Origin of the sequence: Endozoicomonas montiporae CL-33, from assembly GCF_001583435.1 — a bacterium.
GTDB lineage: Bacteria > Pseudomonadota > Gammaproteobacteria > Pseudomonadales > Endozoicomonadaceae > Endozoicomonas_A > Endozoicomonas_A montiporae.
On sequence record NZ_CP013251.1, the window covers coordinates 2,470,146 to 2,493,127 of the forward strand.

Consider the following 22,982-nt stretch of genomic DNA (forward strand, 5'->3'; position numbering starts at 1 on the left):
TAGTCGGAAATGTTCTAAATAAAGCATCCTTTTTGTCGGTGATTTGTCTATTTTAGATAGCTAATAAGGAGCATAATTCTTCCTTCAAAAGATGTATCCAGCCAAAGATGTATCCAGCCAAAGATGTATCCAGCCGTTTATAACAAGGCTGGAATACGTGCAGTTGATAATAATTTTGCTTTCTTGACGTGCTTTTATTCGGTTTTTGAGTGGTTTAGTGAAGTCTTTTGGCGTGTACGTTTGATAGAAGCATATATTTCAGCATTTATCTTGCCAGGTTGGTTTCTTCCGGTTTTAGTTCACAAAGGACTGTTTGCACCTTTATTGCCTGTCATAAATGGCGAAGGGTGGGTATTCGTTTCAGGGTTTCCATGTGAAGGAGTTGTCGTGAAAACACTTCGTGTAATCGAGGCGTTGTGCCGTTTTGTCTTTTTGTTTGTTCTGTTCTGTCTACTGTCTTCTGTTACGAGGGTTGCGAAGGTTGCGAAGGCTCAGGATCAAGTGCTTCACCTTGAAACTGGCACTGCAAAAATCAGGATTAATATAGAACTGGTTGAAAATGAAGGGGATTGTTCTGCGTCTTCCGCTTTTTGTTTGTTGAGGATGATTCAGTCTTATCCAGCGGACTCACCGCCTCATGATCAGGACAGCGATTCTATTCCAATGCGTGGCATGGAAGATTGTTATGGGGGATCACCTGTCTGCGCGGAAGGAAGAGGCAGGTTGCTGGAAGATCGTAATGATGAAGAGGGTGCAGCAGCATGCCCGAATCCTCGCGGTTCTGATACAGTTTCATGGTTGGATGTCGGGGTGAGGCAAGGTGTCGCTGAAACTTGTCAGCCTTCGGCAGCAGAGGCTTGCCCTGGGTCTGGTATTCCAACAGGAAGAGAAAATACCATGGCCTGGCTTACAGATAGAACGCCAGAGGATGGCGAGCAGGTTTTCAGGATTCCGGCGAACCGTCTGGAAGCCTTTGTTCGTATATTGGTCAGCCTTATTAGTGGAGAATCTGGTCAAATATGTGGCCGGCGACCGTATTGTCGCTGTGGGAATTATGTGTTTGATTCCGAAGTGAACCGTGGCTGGACTAATGGGCGAATCGTTGTTCCGTCTTTATTGTTTTTAACTGCAGCGGGTTCCGGGGCAGCCTTTGGGTTGGGTGCTCCGGCTGTTGGAGCCGGTTGTCTCACCTCCGGGCTTGTGTGCTCTCCGTTCAGTACCTGGTTGTTCGGGTATACCCGCTTTAACCGCTTTCAGGTTGGCTTCGCATTCGGCTGGAATGATGTTCATGTCAGTTGGGCAGAAGTCACCCACTTGCAGAAGGTTGTTAGCATGCTGCAGTGTACGGGTGGGTATGATCTGGAGACGGCGTCCTTTAACAGGCTGACTAAGAGGCAAGCGCTGACATTTAATGTCAGGGTTCCCGATACAGTGGATGCCGATCAGTTGAAAGCCTGGCTTGACACTCAGAATCAACAGTTTGGTCGCCCTTTCGAAATCTGGATTTCTTCCGTTAAAGAGTTGAAATGTACAGACGATCAAACAACCAGGCTTCAGAATGTTGATTAACTTTATAAAGGGCAGCAGGTCGGTTGCTCCCTCTTCGCAGAAGCCCTGTATCAATGAGCAGGTCTCCCTGTAGAAAGCGGTTACGAATGGATCGCATGGGCGGAGCTTTGTCCAGCACGGCGGAAAATACGCTATGGATTTCAGACAGTGTAAACGTGTCAGGTAGTAGATAGACGGGCAGTGACGAATATTGAATTTTGCTTTTCAGGCGGTCAAAAGCCTGCTGTACCAACCGGCTATGATCGTAGGCAAGTGGTTTGCTCACGTCGTCTTTGCTGACGGGGAGCCAGCAGGCATCCGGATGAAGCCGCTCACTGTTGCTGCAGTCAATCAGGGCATAGTAGACCACACTCAGTGACCAGCCCCTGGAATCGCGCTGACTGTCGCCAAGGGTGGCCACCTGTTCCATATAACCCGGTTTTTTACTGGTCAGACGCTCAAGCTGGCGATAAGCCGTATCGTCCAGGCTCTGGTCATTAATCGGGTCAATTTTGCCGGCGGGCAACATCCATTGTTCATTGTTTGTCTTTGTCTGTATTCGTTGGGCAAGCAGGTGGAGTTTGCCGTTCAGTAATCGGAATGCAACAACATCGACTGAAATGAGCGCCGTATTCAGGCTCATATGAATTCCTTTGGTATCAACAGATTAACAGTCATTCGTCGGTATCTTATACCAATTCAGGTTTAGAAAGTGGAATTGGTATTACCTGAACCAGCCTGAGAGTTGTTGGCTTGACAGGATAGTGAACCTAATTCACTATGTTAGTGAACTCTATTCATTTTGTCACCCTGAGGTTGTTCATGGTTGAAATTGACGCTTCTGACATCATTGCTGCCTTCGATGTGGATGCCCAGAATTGTTTCACTCCGCTTTGTCCCGGTGAATTGCCGGTTCCGGAAGGGCACTCCATTGTTGGTGCTTTGAATGCGCAAGCTGAGCTGGCGCACTGGAGAGTCGGTTCAAAGGACGCGCATCCGGAGTCTGCTATCTGGGTAGCCAGTGAGCACTGCCCCCAGCTGACGCCCATCAAAGGGCAGGCCAATTCCGATATGTACTGGAATCTTCACGCTGTTCCCGGGACTCGTGGGTTTGAACTGCTTGAAGGCTTGCCGGCAGTGATGGACTACGACTTCTTTGTCTGGAAAGGCGTTGAACCTGATCTGCACCCGTATGGTGCCTGCTATCACGATCTGGCCGATACTCGTAGCACGGGTGTGATTGAATTTCTGCGAGACCGTCATACTGACACCGTGCTGGTGGGTGGGCTGGCGCTGGATTTTTGTGTGAAAGTGACGGTGTTGCAGTTGCTGAATGCGGGCTTCAGGGTGATTGTTAATTTGTCTGCAACACGAAGCCTTACTGAAGAGACTGAGCGTCAGGCGATGGCGGCTATGCGTGATGCTGGGGCTGAGTTTATTAACAGTCTGGATGAGCTGGTTTTCAGTTCAGATCCAGCAAAGGAAGCCTGAAACCGATGAATGATTACACTGCCGGTGCTGTCTGGCCATTGACGTCTAAAGCGCCAATAGTGACCCGCGCAATGGCAGCCGATCCGATCATTAACTCTCTGCTGGATACTGACCTTTATAAGTACACTATGCAGCAGGTGATGTTCAGTTGTTACCCTGATGCAATGGGAAAAATGAGCTTCCGCTGTCGTTCAGGTCAGTTGAATCTGGAGCTGGATGAACTGCGTGCTCAGATTGATGCGTTGGGCGATCTCTCTCTTTCAGAAGATGAATTAACCTGGTTGGGTAGTCTGTCTTTTATCACCCCCGAATTTGTCAGCTGGTTGCGTACTTTTCGCCTGAATCCTGCAGCGGTTCATCTTGCAGAGTCCGATGGGCATCTGGATATCACTGTGACAGGTAAATGGGCGGAAATTACCCACTTTGAGATTTTTATACTGGCGATCGTCAGTGAGCTGCATTGTCGGCGAGCGTTTCAAGGGCAGCCGGAGCGTGCCGGAGAGCTCAGGCTGCACACGAAAATTCAGCAATTGAAGGCAGGGCTGGGCTCAGGGGATGGATTTAATCTGGTGGATTTTGGCACCCGTCGTCGTTTTTCGCGGCAGTGGCAGGAGTATGTGGTCCGAACGTTACAAAGAGAGCTTCCTTCGACATTTGCCGGTACCAGCAATCTTCACCTTGCCCGAACGCTTGGGCTGAAACCGGTGGGTACCATGGCGCATGAATGGTTGCAGGCGCATCAGGCATTAGGTGAAACCCTGTCGGATTTTCAGCGCGATGCACTGCTTACCTGGCTGGGTTACTACGAGGGGCAGCTGGGTGTTGCGCTGACCGACACTATTAGTATGAAAGCTTTTCTGCAGGACTTTGACCGGGAGTTGGCGATGGCCTATGTCGGTATCCGTCATGATTCGGGTGACCCGGTTGACTGGGGCGAGCAGGCTCTGTCTCATTATGCCAGTCTGGGTATTGATGCCCGTGACAAGCAGTTTGTGTTCAGTGACAAGCTGGATTTTGATACTGCCCTGATGCTTTACCGGCACTTTTCCGGTCGGGTCAAGGTCAGCTTTGGTATCGGTACCTACCTGACCAACGATATGGGAGAGGCGGCACCCAATATTGTGCTTAAGCTGGTCGAGCTCAATGGCCAGCCTGTTGCCAAGCTATCGGACAGCCCCGGCAAAATCATGTGTGAAGATGACGAGTACATAGCCAGACTGCGAGCTTCCTTTCGCAAGAAGGCTTCATGAGGCTGTGGTGAGAGCTGCTTCAGTAATAATCAATGTCGCTAAAGGCTCGGCGGCTAATGCCGCCAAGGTCGCTTCAGTAAACCCATTTTGTGAAACTTGACAGCAAGCACGGATGCAAGAATCACAATTGCCCCACCTTGAAGCAAGAGAGCACATGTAAAGGTGGTTTCATTGTACTGTTTGTTTTTTTGCACCAAGTTATCTTTTTGCAGTTGATGAAGATCTTTTTTTAATGTGTCCCTTTCATTTATTAAAGACGAGTAATCATTCTTTAGTTTGTTGGTATCTTCTTTCAATGAAATATATTTCAGGCTGATTTCTTTGTATTTTTGTGCTGAATCCGGTTTCCATGGCTGAGATAAAGATATTATAAAATCTGGTTTGGGCAGATGCTTTGTGGAATCTCTGGCTGAGTCAGATACTATAATTCCCCAAGTATTGAAATGGTCTTCAAGATTGTGTCCGACTACCTCAGATGCTGTTCTAAAGAAAATATCAATGGCTTCTTGAGGTTCATAATATAGACGATAACCCTCCTTTCCTAAAAAAGCAGCTCTCTCTTTTCTATTTACCTCAGGAAAGAGTTTCCAGCCGACTTCAGGAAATGAATAAACAATCTGTAATAAAAAAATCAATTTTTCATAATGCACCCTAACTATATCAGTATAATGTGGATAGAGATTTCTGTCTTTATTTTTAATTCTTTGAATCATGGTTTCAAATAATTCCATTTCTTCAACTTTTGAACGTTTTTGTAGTGCCAGTTGAGCATGAAGAGTGTAAGTATTAACACTGGTTTCTGTGCCAAAAGCCCTGTGCCAACCAATGCCTTGATATGAATGCCCCAGTTCATGGGCAATTCCCCAGAAGTCCATCTTGTTTTCATCTGTCAGATGCCAGCCTGGCATCACGGGTATTAGTGAACCACCGTGTCCGTAACCGGTTGTTATTTGTGTGTCCTGCACGAATATATGTTTTGGGTGTTTTTTTGCCTGAGTAATGTCATCGGGTTCCATGCCCCATAATAATTCATGATGTTCAACAATCTGGTCATAAATATTCATTAGGGATGTGAAGTTTTTAACTGTCTTTAGCTCATCTGTAGGAACGATGAGGGACGTTCTTTCACCTTGAAGTACAGCCCAGGGAGCCAGTAAGTGAGTATTATTTTTAATTGCTTCGCTGGAATATAATGGGTTGTTTACTATAAACATAGGTGCGTCTACTGCATTGGATACCTCTATATCCACCACTTCAGAAGAAGAGTCCCAAGATGCAAATGCAATAGTGCCACCATAAGGGGGGCGAATTCTGTTTATACCATTTCTTAGGCGATACAGAACACTTAATCGAGGCGGTCTATTAAAAAAGCCAGAACTTTTCACATTGGGGGAATCAGACGTCAGCACATCGGTATGTAGGTTGATTAAAACATATATAGGTTCGGGGTCGAGGATGGTTCGGCTGGAAACATTAATAATGATTTCTTCAGAGGGGCGTGCATATTTGTCGGTAATTAAAAGGTTATATGGAGGTTCTTCCCAGTAAGTAAAAACATTGTTGATAACCTGTCTTCGCTCGATATTCAAATCAAACAAAAAATGGCTGCTCTTTTTATTAGGTAAAATATCCGTAGTGCCAACTTCCTTAGTGGGTGAGGGAACTGTTAATCTTTCGGGGAGGTACTGGATAAGATTAAAACGTAATAATTCATTAGTAATTGTTTTAGTGTCATCAATGCTGTGTGGATAAGAAATAGCAAATTTATTAAGCAGGCTGGGTAAGTAGTGGGCAATGTAGATTGATGAAATAAAATGTACACGGCTTGCATATTCACGCATTGCGTGCGTTTGTACTTGCCCTGTATCGCTAATGCCCATCATCGTGCTCAGACTCTCATCATAGATGTAACCATTATAAAGGTTTATCTGATTAGTAATATTCTGTATTTTACTCACCCTATAGTGATTTTTATTATCCAATGTCAGACCGTATCCGGGTTTTGATTTTGGATAAAGCATACTGCTTTTTGAAAAACACCATTTTTGATAGTTTGCACCTGTACAGGTTTCAAAATAAACCTGCCCCTGATCGTGAGACAAGCAGAAAAACAGTGATGCTTCTGCCGCCAGCATGAAGTCGGAGCAGTTTTTCGGTTCTTCCCTTTCTGGTTCGAGTATACTAAGAATAACCCGTTGTTCACTCCAGTGGGCTTTTTGTAAGCGAAAGGTTTGTTGGTAAAGAGGGTGTACTCTGGAAGTCTGACGTTTGTAAGAACGTGTTGAAACCGTTAATCCAGATGACTCAGGCTTGTTGGTAGAACTCTTGTTCTCAACGAAAAAATTATGCCGGCTCAGGCTGCTTAAACCATATGCATTTCTGATCGTATTGATATCAATGTTCAGGATTTGATTAATATAAGTGTCAGCAAAAGATCCATAACCCTCCCCGGCGTGTTTGAACAAGAGCTCCTGATATTGCTGGAGTTTGTTGGCTGGCGTGACGAAAAACAGTATTACTTTGGTGTGACAGTATAAAGGCATTGAAAATACCTGATCTATAGAGGAATCCTGATCTCCAGCTTTGCTTGCGATAGTATTTTTCAGTGCAAAAAGAAGGTCTTTTGCAAATTGCTTGCGGTCGCTCTCAGGGAAGTTTTCAGTCTTGATCGGGTTGCAGGCCATAAAGTCTGTGATGAAGTTCGTCAGGAAGTCGAGCGTTTCTGGGCTGTTTAGACTTCTATCTGTCATTAGATAAGTATTTTTTTTCGGGGATAGCTCGTGCACGCCCGATTCCCAGCGGTTCAATTCGTCAGAGGCGGTCATTTTTGTATTTACAGCTATTAGTAGAAGGATATTGAGCGTTACTGTTATGAAACGGTTGCTTGGCATGAGTGTGCTCGCTGGAGTTTTATGAAGCAGGGCTTACGCATCAAATTTGAACGACTGTACTTAATAATTGCCCAGGTTTTTCCTCCTAAATTAATCAGTTGAGCTTTTGCGAATTGGCTAAACCCTATGCGACAGTATGATTATATCAGATTTCAGTATTAACCCATTGGGTGAATGGGCTAAAACGCTAAACATTTACTGCCGCAAGGCTGTTAGCGGATATTCAGGTTTCAACTGATTAATTTAGGTTCATCATTCCAGCCAGCAGCCAGACGTTTCAGCATGATACTTCCTTTGGTTGTAGTGTCTTGCGTGTGAATATTGAGACAGAGCCTATTAAGAATTGATAGATTCTCTATGGCATTGCTGTTAGTCGTCTTGTTCTGGTCTTCATGAAAACTCACATCAAGCCGCCAGTGCAACTTGCTTTCGACCTCCCAGTGCTTGCGTGCAATATCCAATAGTTCTGCGGCGCTTTGTTGCTGGCTCATGATGTAGTAATGCACTTCCGTTGTAACTATGTTGTCTATTTGGCGATCTCGCTGAATCATTCCGATTTGCTGTAGACCTTGCCATTTCTTAGCTTCAGGTATATCTGGCAGGTCTTCTATTACCCAAACCATGCGCAGCTCTTTCCGTCCATGTCCGGTTTCCCGAGTTTCTGCATAATGGAAGCTGGAGGAAGATTTTGGATTGCTCTCCCAAAATTTATCAGCAACTGCCGAGATTTGTTTGTGCAGATTGGGTTGATTTCTCTTGACTGGCAGCAAGTAATTCCCACCCTGATTTACACAGGCTTTTACAATTACCTTTTGGCAGTTGAGGGCATCGGATGTAATCAGGCACCCTTTCAGACAAATTGATTTCAATAACTCGGGAACAGCTGTAATTTCGTTAGACTTCCCATCCACTTTACGTTGGCAAAGAACGATTCCAGATCGCACACTCCAGGCACTGACCAAATGGATAGCCTTTTTTGATCTGCTCCTTGAGCCACGCAGGCACTTGCCATCAATGGGAATAATATCCAGCCCGTCACCGGTAAACTGCCTCAACGTATCTGAAATCCAGCGTGTAAAGCACCCTTTAAATACCTCCGGGTTTAGCAAACAGAAAGTTCGATAAAACGTGTCGTGAGAGGGAATGCCATGAGGAAGCTCAAGGAATGTTGATAACCAAGCCTGCTTTCGGCGACCGAACTCAGCCATGCCCTTCCAAGTCTCAACGCCACAGAATACAGCGCATATGGCTATGACAAGAATATCGATAAAATTGTGCCAGCACATAGCCTCGCAACGAGGATCAGGGATGGTATTGATGTATTTGACCAGGGTATTGTTTTGACAGGATTTCATAGCAGCGTACTCGGAAAGACTACGCTATGTATGGTTGAAATGAGGCATTTATGCCAGTCGATGATTTATTAGAACATTTGTTCCTAATTGATGCGTAAGCCCTGCTGTAAAAGTTTACTTCGGACAAACTATAAACCTTTCGTAGATTAGCGCTTGTCATAAATAGTTATAACTTTTGGTTGACGGGGCAGGCTAAATATGGAGAATACGCAGCATCAAGACGACGGGGCGATTCGCTGAAGCGGCAAACCGAACCGGACTTGTTTTATGGTGGACCCTGTCGGTCCCCCCGCAATGATCAGCTGTCAACCCCGCCAGGCCCGGAAGGGAGCAACGGTAGCAGTGACATCATGTGCCGGGGTGTGGCTGGCAGGGTTTGCCTCCAATCTCGATTTGATCCCTTCTCTGCCTTCGGCTTACTCATACGTTAGAATGTTTGTCTTATAAGTGTTGTTGCTGATTCCTTAATGGTGCCTGTTTCTGGCGATGAAGCCTGCTGAATGCCTGATCCTGTATGCTCGTAAGTACTCAGCCATACGAAATCGAATATTTCTGGCTTATTGGACAGGTGCTTATGCAAGGCGCAACGACGGGAGCATAGCAAGCTATGTGACCAGAGTTGCAACGCAGTCATAGTGCTTGAACAATGAGTCAGAAAATATGATTTCGTATGGTTGAGTACTTATAGTGCATTCTTGTAGCATCTTCGTTAGCATAGGTTTCACACATTTCTATTACTGGGTATTGACGCTTTTCAATGAGCTATCAGGTTCTTGCTCGCAAGTGGCGACCTCGTTCTTTCAAAGAGCTGGTGGGGCAGACGCATGTTCTGCAGGCTCTGGTGAATGCACTGGACCAGGATCGTCTGCACCACGCCTATCTGTTTACCGGTACCCGAGGGGTAGGTAAAACCACCATTGCCCGGATTCTGGCAAAGTGTCTCAACTGTGAAGAGGGTGTCAGCTCTACGCCATGTGGGCAGTGTGCCGCCTGTCATGAAATTGATGACGGCCGTTTTGTTGATCTTATTGAAGTCGATGCGGCTTCCCGTACCAAGGTGGAGGACACCCGAGAGCTGCTCGATAATGTTCAGTATGCCCCGACCCGTGGACGCTACAAAGTCTATCTGATTGACGAAGTGCATATGCTGTCTGCGCACAGTTTTAATGCCCTTTTGAAAACGCTGGAAGAACCACCTCCCCATGTTAAATTTCTGCTGGCAACGACAGACCCGCAGAAATTACCTATTACTATTTTGTCACGCTGTCTGCAGTTCGGCTTGAAGAATATGACGCCCGAACGCATTGTCGGTCATCTTGAAAATGTACTGGGCAGTGAGCATATACCCTATGAAACCTCTGCGTTGTGGCAGTTGGCGCGGGCTGCTGATGGCAGTATGCGCGACTCGCTCAGTCTGACCGATCAGGCCATCGCCTTTGGTAATGGTCGGGTGTCCGAAGCTGAAGTCAGCTCCATGCTTGGTACGATTGATCAGGGTCAGGTGATGAAAATGGTGCGGGCCCTGTCTACTGCTGACGCTGGCAGTATTCTGAAGGCCGTGGCTGAACTGTCAGAGCATTCACCGGACTATATGGCTGTACTGAATGATATGTTGTCGGTGCTGCATCGCATCGCCATTGCTCAGGCCGTGCCTGATGCGGTGGATAACAGTCAGGGTGACCGTGAGCAAGTGCTGCAGCTGGCAGGAGGCATGCGTGCCGAAGATGTTCAGCTGTATTATCAGATCGGTCTGGTGGGCAAGCGTGATCTGCCTCTGGCGCCTGAGCCCAGAAGCGGCTTTGAAATGGCATTGTTGCGAATGCTGGCTTTCAGGCCGGAGCCTGTTCGAATTGAAGCTGCTATGTCTGGGTCTGGTGGTTCCGGCGTTGATGCTTCGGCAGTGATGGCAGAGCAGACGGAAGCTGCAGAACCTGAACCTGAGCCTCTTGTTAATGAGGCTGAGAGTGCTGCTGTTGATGTCGTTGAGTCTTATGAAGCGCTTACGGCTGAAGTCGAAGGTCCGATCCAGCCGCCAGAGTCTGTGCAGCAGGCTCAGTCACCAGCAGTCAATCCTTTGCCGGATGACTTTTCACCGTCACCGGCTCCGGAGTCCGAACCGATTGGTAGTGCGAATGCGTTGCCTTTGTCGTCTGAAACGGTTCCTGTGGTTGAGGCTCAGCTTGAGCCTGTAGCATCCTCGTTAGTTAATGTAGAGATTGAGCCTGAGCCTGAGCCTGAGCCTGAGGTTGAACCTCTGCAAGATGAGTCGCCGTTTGTGTATGAACAGGCGGGAGATCCGGGCTTTCAGGCTGAGTACGTACCTGCAGGTGCAGTCGATGTTGAGCCGGCAGATCGTGAAGACGACGATGTTCCTCCACCGCTTTCGACGTATGAAAGCTATGCCGCCAGTATGGATTTGCAGAATCTGCCTGTACCAGGGTCAACCGTGACTGTTCCGGTGGCTGACGAATCGCCGGTATTGCCTGATCCGTCCGAACGGGTCTGCCTGACAGATCTGGATGCCCGCAGCTGGATTCCTGTTTATCGTAGTTTGCCCCTGGGCGGGGTGACGCGAACCATTGGCTCTCATTGTGAATACGTTGCCCACAGTAGTGGTCGCATAAATTTGCGTCTTGATGAGCAGCGAAGCACGCTATACAACGATACCCATCGGGAGCGTATTGAAGCGGCTTTGTCTGAGTACTTTCAGCAGCCGGTGCGTCTGCAGGTTGAGGTGGGCGTGGTGCAGACAGAAACGCCAGCGGCCTGGCGTGAGCGCAAAATTGCCGAACGATTACAGCAGGCTCGCGACAGTATTTACAGTGACGCAAACGTACAGTCACTGGTTGATCAATTCACTGCTGTTGTTCTGGACGACAGCATTCAGCCCGTCGGTAATGTCATTAAGTAGCTTCTGGCTACTGTCGCGGGCTTTAATTAAACGAACCTGGATAAGGAGTTAATATGTTCAAGGGTGGTATGGGCAATCTGATGAAGCAGGCCCAGAAAATGCAGGAAGATATGCAGCGGGTTCAGGAAGAACTGGCCAATGCCGAAGTGGTGGGTGAATCCGGCGCTGGTATGGTCAAGGTCACCATGACCGGACGTCACGACGTCAAGCGCGTTGAAATTGATCCGGGTCTGATGGAAGAAGATAAGGAAATGCTGGAAGACCTGCTGGCTGCGGCAGTAAACGACGCAGTTCGTAAGGTTGAGAGCAACAACAAGGAAAAAATGTCCGGCATCACAGCGGGTATGAATTTGCCTGACGGCTTTAAAATGCCGTTTTAACCGAGAGGCAGGTCATCTATGTTTAGCCCTTTGATCAAGGAATTGATGGAGAGCCTGCGTTGTCTGCCCGGGGTGGGGCCGCGTTCATCCCAGCGGATGGCGCTGCACCTGCTTGAACGTGATCGCGAAGGAGCGCTGCGGCTGGCAAAAGCTCTGGGTGAAGCGGCTGAAGGCGTTGGGCGTTGTCGTGATTGTCGCACCCTGTGTGAAGATGATCGCTGTGATATTTGCGCTCATGCCGGACGTGATCAGACAATGCTTTGTGTGGTTGAGAACCCTTCCGACGTTATGGCATTTGAGCAGGCGGGCGGATACCGTGGTCGTTATTTTGTTCTGATGGGGCATCTGTCGCCCATTGATGGCATCGGGCCGGATGATATTGGTATTACAGAGCTTCTGCAGCTGGTCACAAAAAATCAGGTGTCTGAAGTGATTCTTGCTACGAACCCTACGGTTGAGGGTGAGGCAACGGCCCATTATATTGCCGAAGAGCTGAAGCGTAGAGATGTGGAAGCAACCCGCATTGCTCACGGTGTGCCATTAGGTGGTGAGCTGGAGTACGTTGATGGTGGTACTCTGGCTCATGCGCTGGCCGGGCGTCGTAAGCTGGTGACCTGAACGGGCTATCAATGTTGGTGGCGCTCCTTTCATTTTAATGTCGGGAGGTCGCCACATTCCCTTTACGGAATCTGAGTAGAAAACTATTCACACGGCTTCTGTTGTCCTTAAATCAAGTTTCAAGCTATTGTTCTGACTCAGTCATCGTGCTGGTTATATGAGCCAGAAGCTTATGCTCATCACTTAGGATTTGTCTGAAAATAAGTTCCGTATTTCACTATCGCTTACCTCAAGCCATTACTGGCTGATGATTGCAGTAAATCGGGAAGTTATTTTTAGACGATTCCTTAGTAGTATGACTCTCCGCTTCTCAGCCCAGATTGATATCCACAACAATCTGTCGGTTGTCGGGTATCTCGTTGTAGGAGAGCACTGCCAGCTCGGGTGAACACAGTCGTGCAAATCGTGCCAGTAATGGACGCAGTTGCGGAGCAACCAGCAGGATTGGGGTTTTTCCTGTGTTTTGCATGGTCTGGGTTACATCCGGCATGTGTTTCTGAAGCTGCTCGGTGACATTAGGTTCCAGCGGGATAGCATCGGGTGCAAATTGACCGCCGCCCTGTTGCTGTGTCTTCTGAAAGGCCTGCAGTAATAGTTGTTCCAGTGGCTGAGCCAGTGTGGCTACCGGAATCAGGCTCTCCATACCGACCAGATTGTCAAGTATCGTTCGGCGCAGGGCAATACGAACTTCCTGTGCCAGAGCGATGGGGTGAGTGTGGCGATTACTGGCATCGAGGAGTGTGCCACCAATGGTGCGAACATCGGTCAGCGGAATGTTGTCCTGTAACAGGTGCTGAAATACCTGTTGTATCGTATTGACGCTAAGCTTCGACGGGGTAAGTTCGTCGCAGAGTTTGGGGGCGATTTTCTTCAGGTTATCAATCAGCTGTTGTGTTTCTTCATAGCCCAGCAGTTCATGGGAATGGTCTTCCATGATTTTGCTGATGTGTGTGGCAATAACGGTTGAAGGGTCTACCACGGTATAGCCCAGTGCCAGGGCATTGTCCCGCTGATCTTCATCAATCCATACTGCTGGCAGTCCATAAGCGGGGTCAGTGGTTTTGCTGCCTTCAATCTCTCCGTAAACCTCACCGGGGTTCAGTGCCAACAGCTTGTTGACATGAATAGTGGCTTCTGAAATACCCACCCCTTTCAGGTTGATTCGGTAATCGGTTGCCTGCAGCTGCAGGTTGTCGCGAACGTGAACGGAAGGAATCAGGAAACCGGTAATGGCTGACAGGTTTTTACGGATACCTTTGATTCGATCCAGCAGTTCGCCGCCGCGTTTTTCGTCAACAAGCCCAACCAGTCGATAGCCCAGTTCCAGACTCAGGGTATGGACAACAGGTACATCATCCCAGCTGAGTTCACGCTTTTCCGGTTGTTGCGGGTTGATGTTTTCCTTCAGGTCGTTAGTGACTTTTTCAACAACTTCTGTCGTTTTCTTACTGCGTGACATCATCCATGCTGCAAATGCCGCAACGGAGCCAAGACTCAGAAAGGCGAAGTGAGGCATGCCGGGCACGATGCCCATAATAATCAGTACGCCGGCAGCGACAGCAAGAGCTTTGTTGGTACCAAACATCTGTCGGGTAAGTTGGGCACCCATATCTTCAGAGTCGCTGACACGGGTGACCATGATGGCTGCAGTGGTAGAGAGCAACAATGATGGAATCTGGGCCACCAGACCGTCACCAATGGTCAGTAGTGCATAGGTCTGGAACGCCAGACCGAACGAAAGGTCGTGCTGCAAGACACCAATGGCAATACCGCCGATAATGTTTATGAACAGAATCAGGAGGCCGGCAATGGCATCACCGCGGACAAATTTACTGGCACCGTCCATCGAACCATAGAAATCCGCTTCCTGTCGTACTTCTTCACGACGGGTTCTGGCTTCATCCTGAGTGATCAGGCCGCTGTTGAGGTCGGCGTCGATGGCCATCTGTTTGCCGGGCATGGCATCCAGAGTAAATCGGGCGGTCACTTCCGAGATGCGACCACCACCTTTGGTGACCACCACAAAGTTGATAATCATCAATATGGTGAACACTACCAGACCCACCACATAGTCGCCGCCTATCACTACATTACCAAAGGCTTCAATCACTTTACCGGCAGCGGCTCCGCCATTGTGGCCGTTCAGTAGTACGATACGGGTTGAGGCGACGTTCAGAGCCAGTCGCATCAGGGTGGCAATCAGTAGTATGGTGGGAAACACCCTGAAATCCAGAGGTCTTAAGGTGTAAACGGCCACCATCAGTACCACCAGTGCCAATGCAATGTTAAACGTAAACAGGGCATCCAGCAGTAGTGGTGGAATCTGCAGGGTGACCATCGCCAGCAGTGCCAGCAAGAGCAGAGGAGCCCCCATATGGTTGCCGGAGGGCAATAGTTTCTTTGCGGATAGGGTGTTCATAGAGACTCCGTAATCAGCTCCTTTCGTGGGTGGGTTTGCGTTTGCCGTTTGCCTGATAAGAATCGGGTATGTCCAGGCTTGCCATGACCGGTGCGGAAGCCGCAGCGCCCTGACGGAATTGTCTTAACTGGTGGACATAAGCAAGTACCTGGGCAACAGCCAGATAAAGATCGTCAGGTATCTCCTGATCAATCTGGGTTGAGTAATAGATTGCGCGGGTCAGCAGCGGTACTTCAACCAGTTGTACTTCGTGGTGTTTCGCCACTTCACGCATTTTCAAGGCGATTTCGTCTACACCTTTTGCCAGCACGAACGGTGCGCTGGCACGTCCCTGGTCGTATTTGAGGGCTACCGAATAGTGCGTCGGGTTGACAATAATGACATCAGCTTCCGGAATTTTCTGCATCATCCGCTGGTTTGCCATTTCACGCTGTAACTGTCGTACTTTCTGTTTGATCTCCGGTCGCCCTTCGATGTCTTTGTGCTCGTCCTTGACTTCCTGTTTGGTCATTTTCAGACGTTGATTGTGGTCGTAGAGCTGAAAGGGTGCATCAATGGCGCTGATCGCTACGACACACAATGCATAGGCAAATAAAGCGTTGGCAAGGGTGGTGAGTCCGACTTCGACGGCGGCATAAAACGACAGCCTAGACAGGTTCAGTAGCTGAGGATAGTTATGCCACAGCAACCAGATCAGGCAGCCGATAATCAACAGAATTTTAAGAACCGATTTCACCAGTTCGACAATGCCGCGTTTGGAGAAGACTTTTTTGATCCACTGTGTCGGACTCAGGCGACTGAGTTTGGGCATAAGAGAATCGCCGTTAAACAGCACGCCACCGAGGATGATTTGCCCCAATGCGCCAGCCAGAGCGATGATGCCCAATGTCAAAGCAACAATAGGAGCGACATTGGTTAATGCAAACTGCAGCTGTCGTGCCATTGTACTGCTGTCAAAAATCGCTGCACGATCCAGGGCAAAGCTGCTGTACAGTACGGTACCGATCTGGTTGCCCACCGGGGCCGCCATAAAACGCAGAATAAGGCTGGATACCAGAAATATCAGGGCTGTACTCAGTTCCCGGGACCGGGGAACCTGGCCTTTTTCCCGGCTCTTTTGTAATCGTCGGGGGGTGGGGTCTTCGGTTTTTTCCTGATCAGTTTCGCTCATCGCATCTGCATATAGCTGCGCAGTGCAGCCAGAGCCAGTTCGGTCATGTCGGTGAAGACGGCCGGAATGTTAATAAAAACCAGGAACAGGGTGATCATCCCGAACATCATGGTCATGGGGAAGCCCAGTGCAAAGATATTCAGTTGGGAAGCCGCCCGGCTCATGACGCCAAAGCAGAGGTTCACCAGAAGCATGCTGAAGATGGAGGGAATAGCCATCAGGAATGCGCCGCTGAACAGCCAGCTGCCCATCAGGGTGAGATCAAGAAAATCATTGGCAAAAAGCCCTCCGCCAATCGGCAGGGTGTGAAAGCTTTCCAGCAGAACGGTAAACAGTACCAGATGACCATCCATTGCCAGAAACAACAGAAAGGTCAGTGTCTGCAGCCAGGTGCCCAGTAATGGGGTGGAACCACTGGATGGATCGTTCATAACTGCCATGGCAAGACCCATTTGCATGGACATCATCTGACCTGCCAGCGTAAACACGGTAAACAGCAGTTTGATGATGAAGGCAAAGCTTAAGCCGATGACTATCTGCTCCACAGTGATCATCATGCCAGCAGGCGACAGTGGGTCCACCTGTGGCAGGCTGTGCAGTTGTGGGGCGATCAGGAAAGCCAGAGCACCCGCCAGTGCCAGACGACTGTGGCGAGGTACGCCTTTACCGCCAAAGATAGGCAAAAGCCAGAGCGCGCTGACGATCCGGAACATGGGCCATAGCAGCTGGCCGATCCAGCTGGTGAGTTCTGCACTGCTCAGCACGGGTTACCCAATGTTGACTGGTATGTTGAAAATAATGGACGTAGCCAGTTCCATAATCTGCTGTAACAGCCAGGGGCCGGCAAATACGATAGTTAGCAGCGTGGTGAGCAGTCTTGGCAGGAAGCTCAGTGTTTGCTCGTTAATCTGTGTGGCAGCCTGAAATACGGCGACCAGCAGGCCGACCAGCAGACCCGGGCCAATGATGACGACGACCATCATTACAATGAGGAACTGCGCCTGACGAAACAGGTCGAGAGCGATTTCCGGTGTCATAGTTTCTCCGTCGTACGTCTGTTGTTTATCAGTCCGTGTCTGGTAAATAGTGCTTGTGAGGCGTTAAAAACTGGCTGCCAGAGTGCCGACAATCAGGGTCCAGCCATCGATGAGGACAAACAGCATAATTTTGAAGGGCAGGGATACCACCAGTGGCGACAACATCATCATACCCATTGCCATCAGGACACTGGCCACCACCAGGTCAATGACCAGAAAGGGAATAAACAGCATAAAGCCGATTTGAAAAGCGGTTTTCAGTTCGCTGATCACAAAGGCGGGTACCAGTACGCTCAGGGGCATCTCGTCAGCGTTGTTTGCCAGAGGTTCGCCGGAAATATCCGACATCTGTTGCAGGGCTGGTGCATGGGTTTGCTCTAGCATGAATCGCTTGAACGGTATGGCAGCTTCTGTAACAGCTTCGTTGAAGGTCAGTTCTTCTGCGACCCATGGTTCAACAGCTTGTTCCCATGTGCTGGTAAATACCGGTTGCATAATAAACAGGGTCAGGAACAGGGCCAGACCGATCAGTACCGGGTTGGGTGGTGACTGTTGCAGACCGATAGCCTGTCGTAACAGGGAAAAGACGACAATGATCCGTGTAAAGCTGGTCAATACCAGCAGCAGTGCCGGCAGAAATGACAGGGCACTCAGCAGAAGCAGGATTTGCAGGGTGGTGCTGTATTCCTGAGAGCCGCCACTGTCAGTCATGGTGAGCAGTGGAATATCAGGCATCGCCTGACTGACGGCAGGCAGCATGGCCAGTATCAGAGTGATAACGGGCGCAACAGTCAGTCTATGGTAGTGCTTGCCCTGAAAGCGGATGCTGTTGGCAGTCGTTGAACTGACGAGTTTAAACATAGACAGAAAGGCCTGGTTGATCATCATGCAGAGTGTCACTGAGTGTTGCTCTGCAAAAACTGTTGGGCCCATTTCCAGGCCTGATTTTTCGGGTCTTCAGCGGTTGTGGTGTTAACCTGTTCCAGTGATTCCAGCGTCTCCATCAGGGTGATCTGCTGGCTGGTGACTCCGATGACTTTAAAGGTTGACCCCGCCTTGATAATGCAGATTTTCTCATTGCGGCCAACGGGTAGGGATTCGATCAGCTGCAGTGACCGACTTCGTCTGAAATGACTTGTCTGAAGTCGTCTGGTCAGCCATGCCAGCCCGATAAAGCAGGCAATAACAACCGCCAGCATGCCAGTAGTGAGCAAAATACTGTTTGCCAGCTGGCTGTTCTGTGTGCTGTCGGCTGCTGCTGCACCCGGTAGCAATAATGCTGCCATTAGTGCAGCCAGGTGGCATGGTCTGATCATAATCATTACAGCAGGGAGTTCAGACGATCATTGCCGCCTGCAATATCAATGATTCGGATACCGTATTTGCCCTGGGATTCTACCACTTCACCACGGGCGATCAGCGTGCCGTTGACTTTTACATCCAGTGGTTCGCCGGCCTTTCGGTTCAGTTCGATAACAGAACCCTGCGCCAGTGCCAGAATCTGTTCTACGGTTTGTTCGGTGCTGCCGACTTCCAGTGAAAGCTGTACCGGAATGTCGAGAATCATGCTCAGGTCAGGCCCTGCAGGTTTGCTGTCGAGCTGGGTTGCCTCTTCCAGTTCAACGCTTTCGGTTGCTTCTGTTTCATTGGTCACGGTGGACATAGGTAACTCCGAATAATTTTTTGGTGCAATAATTTGCAGGGAAAGCAGTCAAACTTCTGGATAAGGTTTCGTGCTTTCCGCTATCAGTGTTGGCTTGTGCTACTTAAAGGCGCTATTTAAAGGCGCTACTAAAAGGCGCTATTCAGGTTGTTACTTTTTCAGCTGCATTTTGTTTGTCGCGGCTTCGGCTTCGGCTGCGTCTGCGGCTTCTTCTTGGAGTCATTTCGCCAGTGTCGTTGTCAGACGAACTTCCCTCTGCGTCCGTAGCTGTCTGTTTTGTTTCCAGTGCAGGCTCGGATGCAGATTTGCTGCTGTCGTTCAAATCCGCATTGTCGCTACCGGCAATCTTGAGTAGCAACTTGTTGTTGTCTGTCATGACCTGTGCTTTGCAGAACAAGCGGTCGCCAACAAAGACGTCAGCGTCGATTGGGTTAAACAGTGGTATGATGTCGCCCGCTTTGATTGAGAGCGCTTTTCTTAATGTGGTTTCCTGTTGACCCAGTTTGGCAGTCATTGGAATTGAAACGTCCAGCATTCGATGCTCAAGTTGTTGTTTCATTTCCTTGCGATTCACAATCGCTTTGGTATCGCCCATTTTGGTCAGGCTGTTTGCCGGGAACAGTAGCTGAACAGAACCGGAAATGTCGCCGATGGAGATAATAAAATAAATGCAGACGACAAAATCCATCGCAGAACGGTCAAGCTGTTCTGCGGCAGCGTCCTCTGACTTGTTAGTCATCCGGAATTTGACGGGATTGATGGACTCAAAGGACTCTTCAAAACTTCTGAATAAGCCTTGCATCAGCTTATAAGCCATGCGTCTGTCGCCCATGCTCGGGGCAACGTTTTGTGTTTTATCAGGATATTCGCCGTTGCCTCCACACATCAGGTCGAGACAGGCGGTGATGATGCCTCTGTCGAGGGCAACAACAGAAAGGTCCATAGGGTCTTCATTATTGATGACCCAGGTGCGTAGAAAACAGTCGTCATGGTTGGCGTGCAAAATCATCTGCTCGACTTCAACCACCGGCATTACGCTAATTTCTGCATTTAGGGTATGACTGAGCATAATCTGGAACTTATTGGCGCATTGCTCGGCAATTTTTTCCAGAAATGTTGTCAGACCATGAACAATATTACCTGCAAGGTACAGGTTGAATGGCTCATAGGAATCGTCTTCTTGTGTCATAGTCGGGCTAGAAATTAGTTGGCGTAATACGGGAAGTTCAGGATTATAGACATCTGACGTTTGTTGGCTATATACGTACAAACCTCGTAAATTTATCGCTATTAAATAGATAAATATTCATAGTTGCGAAATTGATTGTTGTTGGTGCAGGCGAATGATTAATATTTGATTTGTGTTAGTAAAATGTAACCTATGTTATTGATAATGAACAAAATATATATTCTCCACTTATTAACTCCCGGTTTTCTGAATACTTATGCATGCAGACTTTTGGGTAATTAATGAATAGAATTGCTTCATTAGTGAATAATACGTATGTAGGTGGCGTGGTTGGTTTGTCATTATGTGGCGCCTGCACAGTACATCAGTGGTATTAACTTTCTATTAATATTTTGTCGTTGTCGTATTATTCGAATGATCCTTTTTGTTCTTTGTGCGGCGATGTGGCTTTAACATCTGTTGCTGTTTGTTAATCAGGCTGATGTTTCCTGATGGCAGGTTGTTGATTTAAAAATAATCGGGAATGGCATGTTGACTCGAGTGCTTCTGGCTTTGTTAATGGTTTCTGCTTCTGTGGGTGCGTCGGTGCGCTCGTTTGACGGAGTGGAATGGAAAGTGGAATCATCCCGCTATGATGCCACGTTATACTGGCAACTCGAACCCTCGGTTATTGTTAGTTTTTATAAGCAGGCCGGACTGCCTGTTGAATTCAGATTGTTGGCACCGAACCTGATTGAAAAAGCCGATAATGCCTCTCTCTTCATTATGAGTTCCCCTCTCAAGCCTTATAAAAATAAAGAGCCGGTTGGCGAAGTGCTTAAATCAGGACGCCGCATGTCCGATGGACGTCAGATTGAGTTCGTGGGTGAAGTACCAAAGCTGCTGGACGCCATGTCAAAGGGCGACTGGGGCGTTGTTGAGCTCCAGATGCCTTCCGGAGTGCAGAATGTCCTGGAAGTGCCGGCCATAGATTTTCTGAAACCACTTCAGGCATTTAATGACAAGCGAAGTGTGCTTCCTTTGCTGGGCTGGGAGCAGGGGAAAGAGACCACACTTCATTTTGATGTGTCCGAATACCGTTTGAATTCGAAAAACAGACAGGATTTACAAGATCTGGTTGGTCTGATTGCCTACGATGGCGAAGTGACTTCAATAGAAGTTGATGGTCATACGGATCTGACAGGACACCGCTTGAATAACCTGACACTGTCCCAGCAGAGAGCCAGGGCTGTTCAGGACTATCTTATGGAGCTGGGTATTGATGAAGAACTGATAACAGCGGTTCGTCATCACGGCCAGCGATACCCTGTTCCTGATGCTTCTCACCAGGAAAACCGACGAGTAGAAATCAGGTTGTTCCGATAATGAATGTATTTCTCAGTCCTGTAAGGCTTTGTTCTGAAAACGTCTGCTGTCAGTTAAATGGTTTTTCATCATGATGTCAGATAAAGAAGTATTGGTTGTTGGCATCGATGAGTGTGCGGATGCGTCACTGTTGTCGGCAACAGTGGCTGATGGTTGGAAAGTGTCGTTTACTGACGAACCTGACCTGAATGATATCAATGCTCAGGGCCGGCCGGATGTTGCGATTTTATCGGTCAGTCCTTCAGGTTGTAGCCGGCTGGTGCTGAACCAGTTCATGAAAAGACTGCCGGGTGTTGCGGTTATTGTTATTTCGCCTGTTGCTGATCGTCAGCAGGCTGTGGAGCTGATTTCTGCCGGTGCAGCCGATTATCTGGTCAGTCCGGTAGACCCGGAGGTTCTGGCCTCGAAAATCAATCAACTGCGTAGTATTGCCGGTGCCGATGGTTTTATTGCTCATTCGCCTTCTACCCATCATACGGCACAGTTGGCCAGACGGGCGGCTGTCACAAATGCCGCCATTCTGGTGGGTGGTGAGTCCGGTACGGGCAAGGAAGTGCTGGCCCGGTTTGTCCATGGCAGTTCGCATCGTACAGCGGGGCCGTTTGTCGCAGTCAATTGTGCAGCGATTCCCGAGTCCATGCTTGAATCCATTCTTTTTGGTCATGAAAAAGGTGCTTTCACCGGTGCTGTCAGTCGTCATGCGGGTAAATTCGAGCAGGCGAGTGGTGGAACCTTGTTTCTGGATGAAGTAGCAGAAATGCCTTTGGAGCAGCAGGCAAAGCTGCTGCGCGTGTTGCAGGAAAAAGAAGTAGAGCGACTGGGCGGAACCGAACCGGTAAAAGTCGATATCAGGGTTATTTCAGCGACCAATCGTGATCTTGCCGAGTGTGTGAAAGAAGGGCGGTTCAGGGAAGACCTGTATTACCGGCTTAATGTCTTTCCATTGCATTTGCAGCCACTCAGAGAGCGGGTTGAAGATATTCTGCCTCTGGCGCAGTTTTTCCTGCATCGATCCAGTGGTCAGACCGGACAGCCTGCGCCGGAACTGAGCCCTGAAGCGGTGTCTGCCCTGCAAACCTATCACTGGCCGGGCAATATCAGGGAGCTGGAAAATGTCATTCAGCGCGCCTGCGTTCTTAAACGTAGCTGGGTTGTACTTCCCGAAGATCTTATGTTGCCTGGTCAGTCAGTGGTTTCACGTAAGACAGATGTCGCTAACGTGGTCGGTATCAGTGACTGGCAGTCGGGTGATCAGAGTGAAAACAGCTCTGACCCGGATCGCGTTGTTTTGGAAAGCTATCCGGGACCAGCCAGAAAACATCAGGAATGGCGACATGTTCTGGAAGTCCTGAAGCGTCATGGGGGGCATCGCAGTCGTTCGGCTGAAGAGTTGGGAATGACCACGCGCATGTTGCGTTACAAGCTGGCTCAATTGCGTGAATCAGGCATTGATGTCGATTCCATTATTGCCGGTTCGGTGATGGCGTCCTGATTCAGTGTGTTTTTTATGAAGTTAACAGCAACACAGGTTGGCTTCTTCGAATTGGTGTAAAGCCCGGGGCAGGTCATTGGGTCATGTCCGGGCTTTTGTCGTGGTTATGTGCAGATACGGAAAGCCGTTAATGGTCAATGTCCATTAAAGGGCTCCATCGATAAAAGAGTTAAGTGGTTAAATGCAGCCAATACATAATTTT

General features: G+C 48.7%; 19 protein-coding genes and 1 other RNA gene. 9 read left to right on the plus strand and 11 right to left on the minus strand.

The window, feature by feature from the left end:
- The first annotated feature begins 123 nt into the window (after positions 1–123).
- Positions 124–1,569 (plus strand): hypothetical protein, encoded by a 1,446-nt coding sequence (locus EZMO1_RS11265; protein ID WP_034873275.1) that lies wholly within the window; start codon positions 124–126, stop codon positions 1,567–1,569.
- Here EZMO1_RS11265 and EZMO1_RS11270 read toward each other — a convergent pair.
- The gene (locus EZMO1_RS11270; protein ID WP_051789476.1) at positions 1,514–2,191 is read right to left on the minus strand and encodes an NrtR DNA-binding winged helix domain-containing protein; all 678 of its coding nucleotides are present in this window, start codon (positions 2,189–2,191) and stop codon (positions 1,514–1,516) included. The genes EZMO1_RS11265 and EZMO1_RS11270 overlap by 56 nt on opposite strands.
- Positions 2,192–2,370: 179 nt before the next feature.
- On the opposite strand from EZMO1_RS11270, the gene EZMO1_RS11275 reads away from it, so the two are divergent.
- Both EZMO1_RS11275 and pncB read left to right on the plus strand, forming a co-directional pair.
- The gene (locus EZMO1_RS11275) at positions 2,371–3,039 is read left to right on the plus strand and encodes a nicotinamidase (protein WP_034873726.1); all 669 of its coding nucleotides are present in this window, start codon (positions 2,371–2,373) and stop codon (positions 3,037–3,039) included.
- 5 nt (positions 3,040–3,044) lie between these two features.
- Positions 3,045–4,289, plus strand: a complete 1,245-nt coding sequence (pncB, locus tag EZMO1_RS11280) for a nicotinate phosphoribosyltransferase (RefSeq protein ID WP_201772141.1) — start codon at positions 3,045–3,047, stop codon at positions 4,287–4,289.
- A 53-nt stretch (positions 4,290–4,342) separates the two neighbouring features.
- On the opposite strand, the gene EZMO1_RS11285 is transcribed toward pncB, so the two are convergent.
- Both EZMO1_RS11285 and EZMO1_RS11290 read right to left on the minus strand, forming a co-directional pair.
- Positions 4,343–7,114 carry a M60 family metallopeptidase gene (locus tag EZMO1_RS11285; RefSeq protein ID WP_034873276.1) on the minus strand — a complete coding sequence of 924 codons (2,772 nt, stop codon included), beginning with the start codon at positions 7,112–7,114 and terminating at the stop codon, positions 4,343–4,345.
- Between the two features lie 296 nt (positions 7,115–7,410).
- A complete protein-coding gene (locus tag EZMO1_RS11290) occupies positions 7,411–8,535 on the minus strand; it encodes an ISAs1 family transposase (protein ID WP_034873277.1) in 1,125 nt (374 codons plus the stop codon).
- Between the two features lie 278 nt (positions 8,536–8,813).
- Between EZMO1_RS11290 and ffs the strand changes: the two genes are divergently transcribed.
- From ffs to recR, 4 genes are all read left to right on the plus strand, one after another.
- Positions 8,814–8,910: signal recognition particle sRNA small type (ffs, locus tag EZMO1_RS11295), an RNA gene on the plus strand.
- 382 nt (positions 8,911–9,292) lie between these two features.
- A complete protein-coding gene (gene dnaX / locus EZMO1_RS11300; protein WP_034873278.1) occupies positions 9,293–11,446 on the plus strand; it encodes a DNA polymerase III subunit gamma/tau in 2,154 nt (717 codons plus the stop codon).
- A 53-nt stretch (positions 11,447–11,499) separates the two neighbouring features.
- The gene (locus tag EZMO1_RS11305; protein ID WP_034873279.1) at positions 11,500–11,826 is read left to right on the plus strand and encodes a YbaB/EbfC family nucleoid-associated protein; all 327 of its coding nucleotides are present in this window, start codon (positions 11,500–11,502) and stop codon (positions 11,824–11,826) included.
- 18 nt (positions 11,827–11,844) lie between these two features.
- Complete coding sequence (gene recR, locus EZMO1_RS11310) at positions 11,845–12,444, plus strand: recombination mediator RecR (RefSeq protein WP_034873280.1); 600 nt, start codon at positions 11,845–11,847, stop codon at positions 12,442–12,444.
- Between the two features lie 310 nt (positions 12,445–12,754).
- Here the strand turns inward: recR and flhA are convergent, their stop codons facing one another.
- The 8 genes from flhA to EZMO1_RS11350 form a co-directional block, all read right to left on the minus strand.
- Positions 12,755–14,863 carry a flagellar biosynthesis protein FlhA gene (gene flhA, locus EZMO1_RS11315; RefSeq protein WP_051789478.1) on the minus strand — a complete coding sequence of 703 codons (2,109 nt, stop codon included), beginning with the start codon at positions 14,861–14,863 and terminating at the stop codon, positions 12,755–12,757.
- A gap of 13 nt (positions 14,864–14,876) precedes the next feature.
- Entirely contained in the window at positions 14,877–16,034 is a 1,158-nt protein-coding gene (flhB, locus tag EZMO1_RS11320; RefSeq protein ID WP_051789479.1) for a flagellar biosynthesis protein FlhB, read from the minus strand.
- Positions 16,031–16,798, minus strand: a complete 768-nt coding sequence (gene fliR / locus EZMO1_RS11325; RefSeq protein ID WP_034873281.1) for a flagellar biosynthetic protein FliR — start codon at positions 16,796–16,798, stop codon at positions 16,031–16,033. The genes flhB and fliR overlap by 4 nt, the downstream gene beginning before the upstream one ends.
- A gap of 3 nt (positions 16,799–16,801) precedes the next feature.
- Positions 16,802–17,071: a flagellar biosynthetic protein FliQ gene (locus EZMO1_RS11330; RefSeq protein WP_034873282.1), complete on the minus strand. Its 270-nt coding sequence runs from the start codon at positions 17,069–17,071 to the stop codon at positions 16,802–16,804.
- A 63-nt stretch (positions 17,072–17,134) separates the two neighbouring features.
- Positions 17,135–17,830, minus strand: a complete 696-nt coding sequence (gene fliP / locus EZMO1_RS11335) for a flagellar type III secretion system pore protein FliP (RefSeq protein ID WP_051789551.1) — start codon at positions 17,828–17,830, stop codon at positions 17,135–17,137.
- Positions 17,831–17,967: 137 nt separating this feature from the next.
- Positions 17,968–18,387 (minus strand): flagellar biosynthetic protein FliO, encoded by a 420-nt coding sequence (gene fliO, locus EZMO1_RS11340; RefSeq protein WP_222842223.1) that lies wholly within the window; start codon positions 18,385–18,387, stop codon positions 17,968–17,970.
- A gap of 5 nt (positions 18,388–18,392) precedes the next feature.
- Positions 18,393–18,734 (minus strand): flagellar motor switch protein FliN, encoded by a 342-nt coding sequence (fliN, locus tag EZMO1_RS11345; RefSeq protein ID WP_051789482.1) that lies wholly within the window; start codon positions 18,732–18,734, stop codon positions 18,393–18,395.
- Between the two features lie 142 nt (positions 18,735–18,876).
- The gene (locus EZMO1_RS11350; RefSeq protein WP_034873283.1) at positions 18,877–19,923 is read right to left on the minus strand and encodes a FliM/FliN family flagellar motor switch protein; all 1,047 of its coding nucleotides are present in this window, start codon (positions 19,921–19,923) and stop codon (positions 18,877–18,879) included.
- Positions 19,924–20,451: 528 nt separating this feature from the next.
- On the opposite strand from EZMO1_RS11350, the gene EZMO1_RS11355 reads away from it, so the two are divergent.
- The gene (locus EZMO1_RS11355; protein ID WP_082211667.1) at positions 20,452–21,288 is read left to right on the plus strand and encodes a MotY family protein; all 837 of its coding nucleotides are present in this window, start codon (positions 20,452–20,454) and stop codon (positions 21,286–21,288) included.
- Positions 21,289–21,358: 70 nt separating this feature from the next.
- The gene (locus EZMO1_RS11360; RefSeq protein WP_082211669.1) at positions 21,359–22,780 is read left to right on the plus strand and encodes a sigma-54-dependent transcriptional regulator; all 1,422 of its coding nucleotides are present in this window, start codon (positions 21,359–21,361) and stop codon (positions 22,778–22,780) included.
- Positions 22,781–22,982 lie beyond the last annotated feature (202 nt).

Excerpts from the sequence above, each read along its gene's own strand:
- EZMO1_RS11265 (WP_034873275.1), top strand. The coding sequence starts at position 124 with ATGTATCCAGCCGTTTATAACAAGGCTGGAATACGTGCAGTTGATAAT.
- EZMO1_RS11270 (WP_051789476.1), bottom strand. The coding sequence starts at position 2,191 with ATGAGCCTGAATACGGCGCTCATTTCAGTCGATGTTGTTGCATTCCGA.
- EZMO1_RS11275 (WP_034873726.1), top strand. The coding sequence starts at position 2,371 with ATGGTTGAAATTGACGCTTCTGACATCATTGCTGCCTTCGATGTGGAT.
- pncB (WP_201772141.1), top strand. The coding sequence starts at position 3,045 with ATGAATGATTACACTGCCGGTGCTGTCTGGCCATTGACGTCTAAAGCG.
- EZMO1_RS11285 (WP_034873276.1), bottom strand. The coding sequence starts at position 7,114 with ATGACCGCCTCTGACGAATTGAACCGCTGGGAATCGGGCGTGCACGAG.
- EZMO1_RS11290 (WP_034873277.1), bottom strand. The coding sequence starts at position 8,535 with ATGAAATCCTGTCAAAACAATACCCTGGTCAAATACATCAATACCATC.
- dnaX (WP_034873278.1), top strand. The coding sequence starts at position 9,293 with ATGAGCTATCAGGTTCTTGCTCGCAAGTGGCGACCTCGTTCTTTCAAA.
- EZMO1_RS11305 (WP_034873279.1), top strand. The coding sequence starts at position 11,500 with ATGTTCAAGGGTGGTATGGGCAATCTGATGAAGCAGGCCCAGAAAATG.
- recR (WP_034873280.1), top strand. The coding sequence starts at position 11,845 with ATGTTTAGCCCTTTGATCAAGGAATTGATGGAGAGCCTGCGTTGTCTG.
- flhA (WP_051789478.1), bottom strand. The coding sequence starts at position 14,863 with ATGAACACCCTATCCGCAAAGAAACTATTGCCCTCCGGCAACCATATG.
- flhB (WP_051789479.1), bottom strand. The coding sequence starts at position 16,034 with ATGAGCGAAACTGATCAGGAAAAAACCGAAGACCCCACCCCCCGACGA.
- EZMO1_RS11330 (WP_034873282.1), bottom strand. The coding sequence starts at position 17,071 with ATGACACCGGAAATCGCTCTCGACCTGTTTCGTCAGGCGCAGTTCCTC.
- fliP (WP_051789551.1), bottom strand. The coding sequence starts at position 17,830 with ATGCTGCCTGCCGTCAGTCAGGCGATGCCTGATATTCCACTGCTCACC.
- fliO (WP_222842223.1), bottom strand. The coding sequence starts at position 18,387 with ATGATCAGACCATGCCACCTGGCTGCACTAATGGCAGCATTATTGCTA.
- fliN (WP_051789482.1), bottom strand. The coding sequence starts at position 18,734 with ATGTCCACCGTGACCAATGAAACAGAAGCAACCGAAAGCGTTGAACTG.
- EZMO1_RS11350 (WP_034873283.1), bottom strand. The coding sequence starts at position 19,923 with ATGACACAAGAAGACGATTCCTATGAGCCATTCAACCTGTACCTTGCA.
- EZMO1_RS11355 (WP_082211667.1), top strand. The coding sequence starts at position 20,452 with ATGTTGACTCGAGTGCTTCTGGCTTTGTTAATGGTTTCTGCTTCTGTG.
- EZMO1_RS11360 (WP_082211669.1), top strand. The coding sequence starts at position 21,359 with ATGATGTCAGATAAAGAAGTATTGGTTGTTGGCATCGATGAGTGTGCG.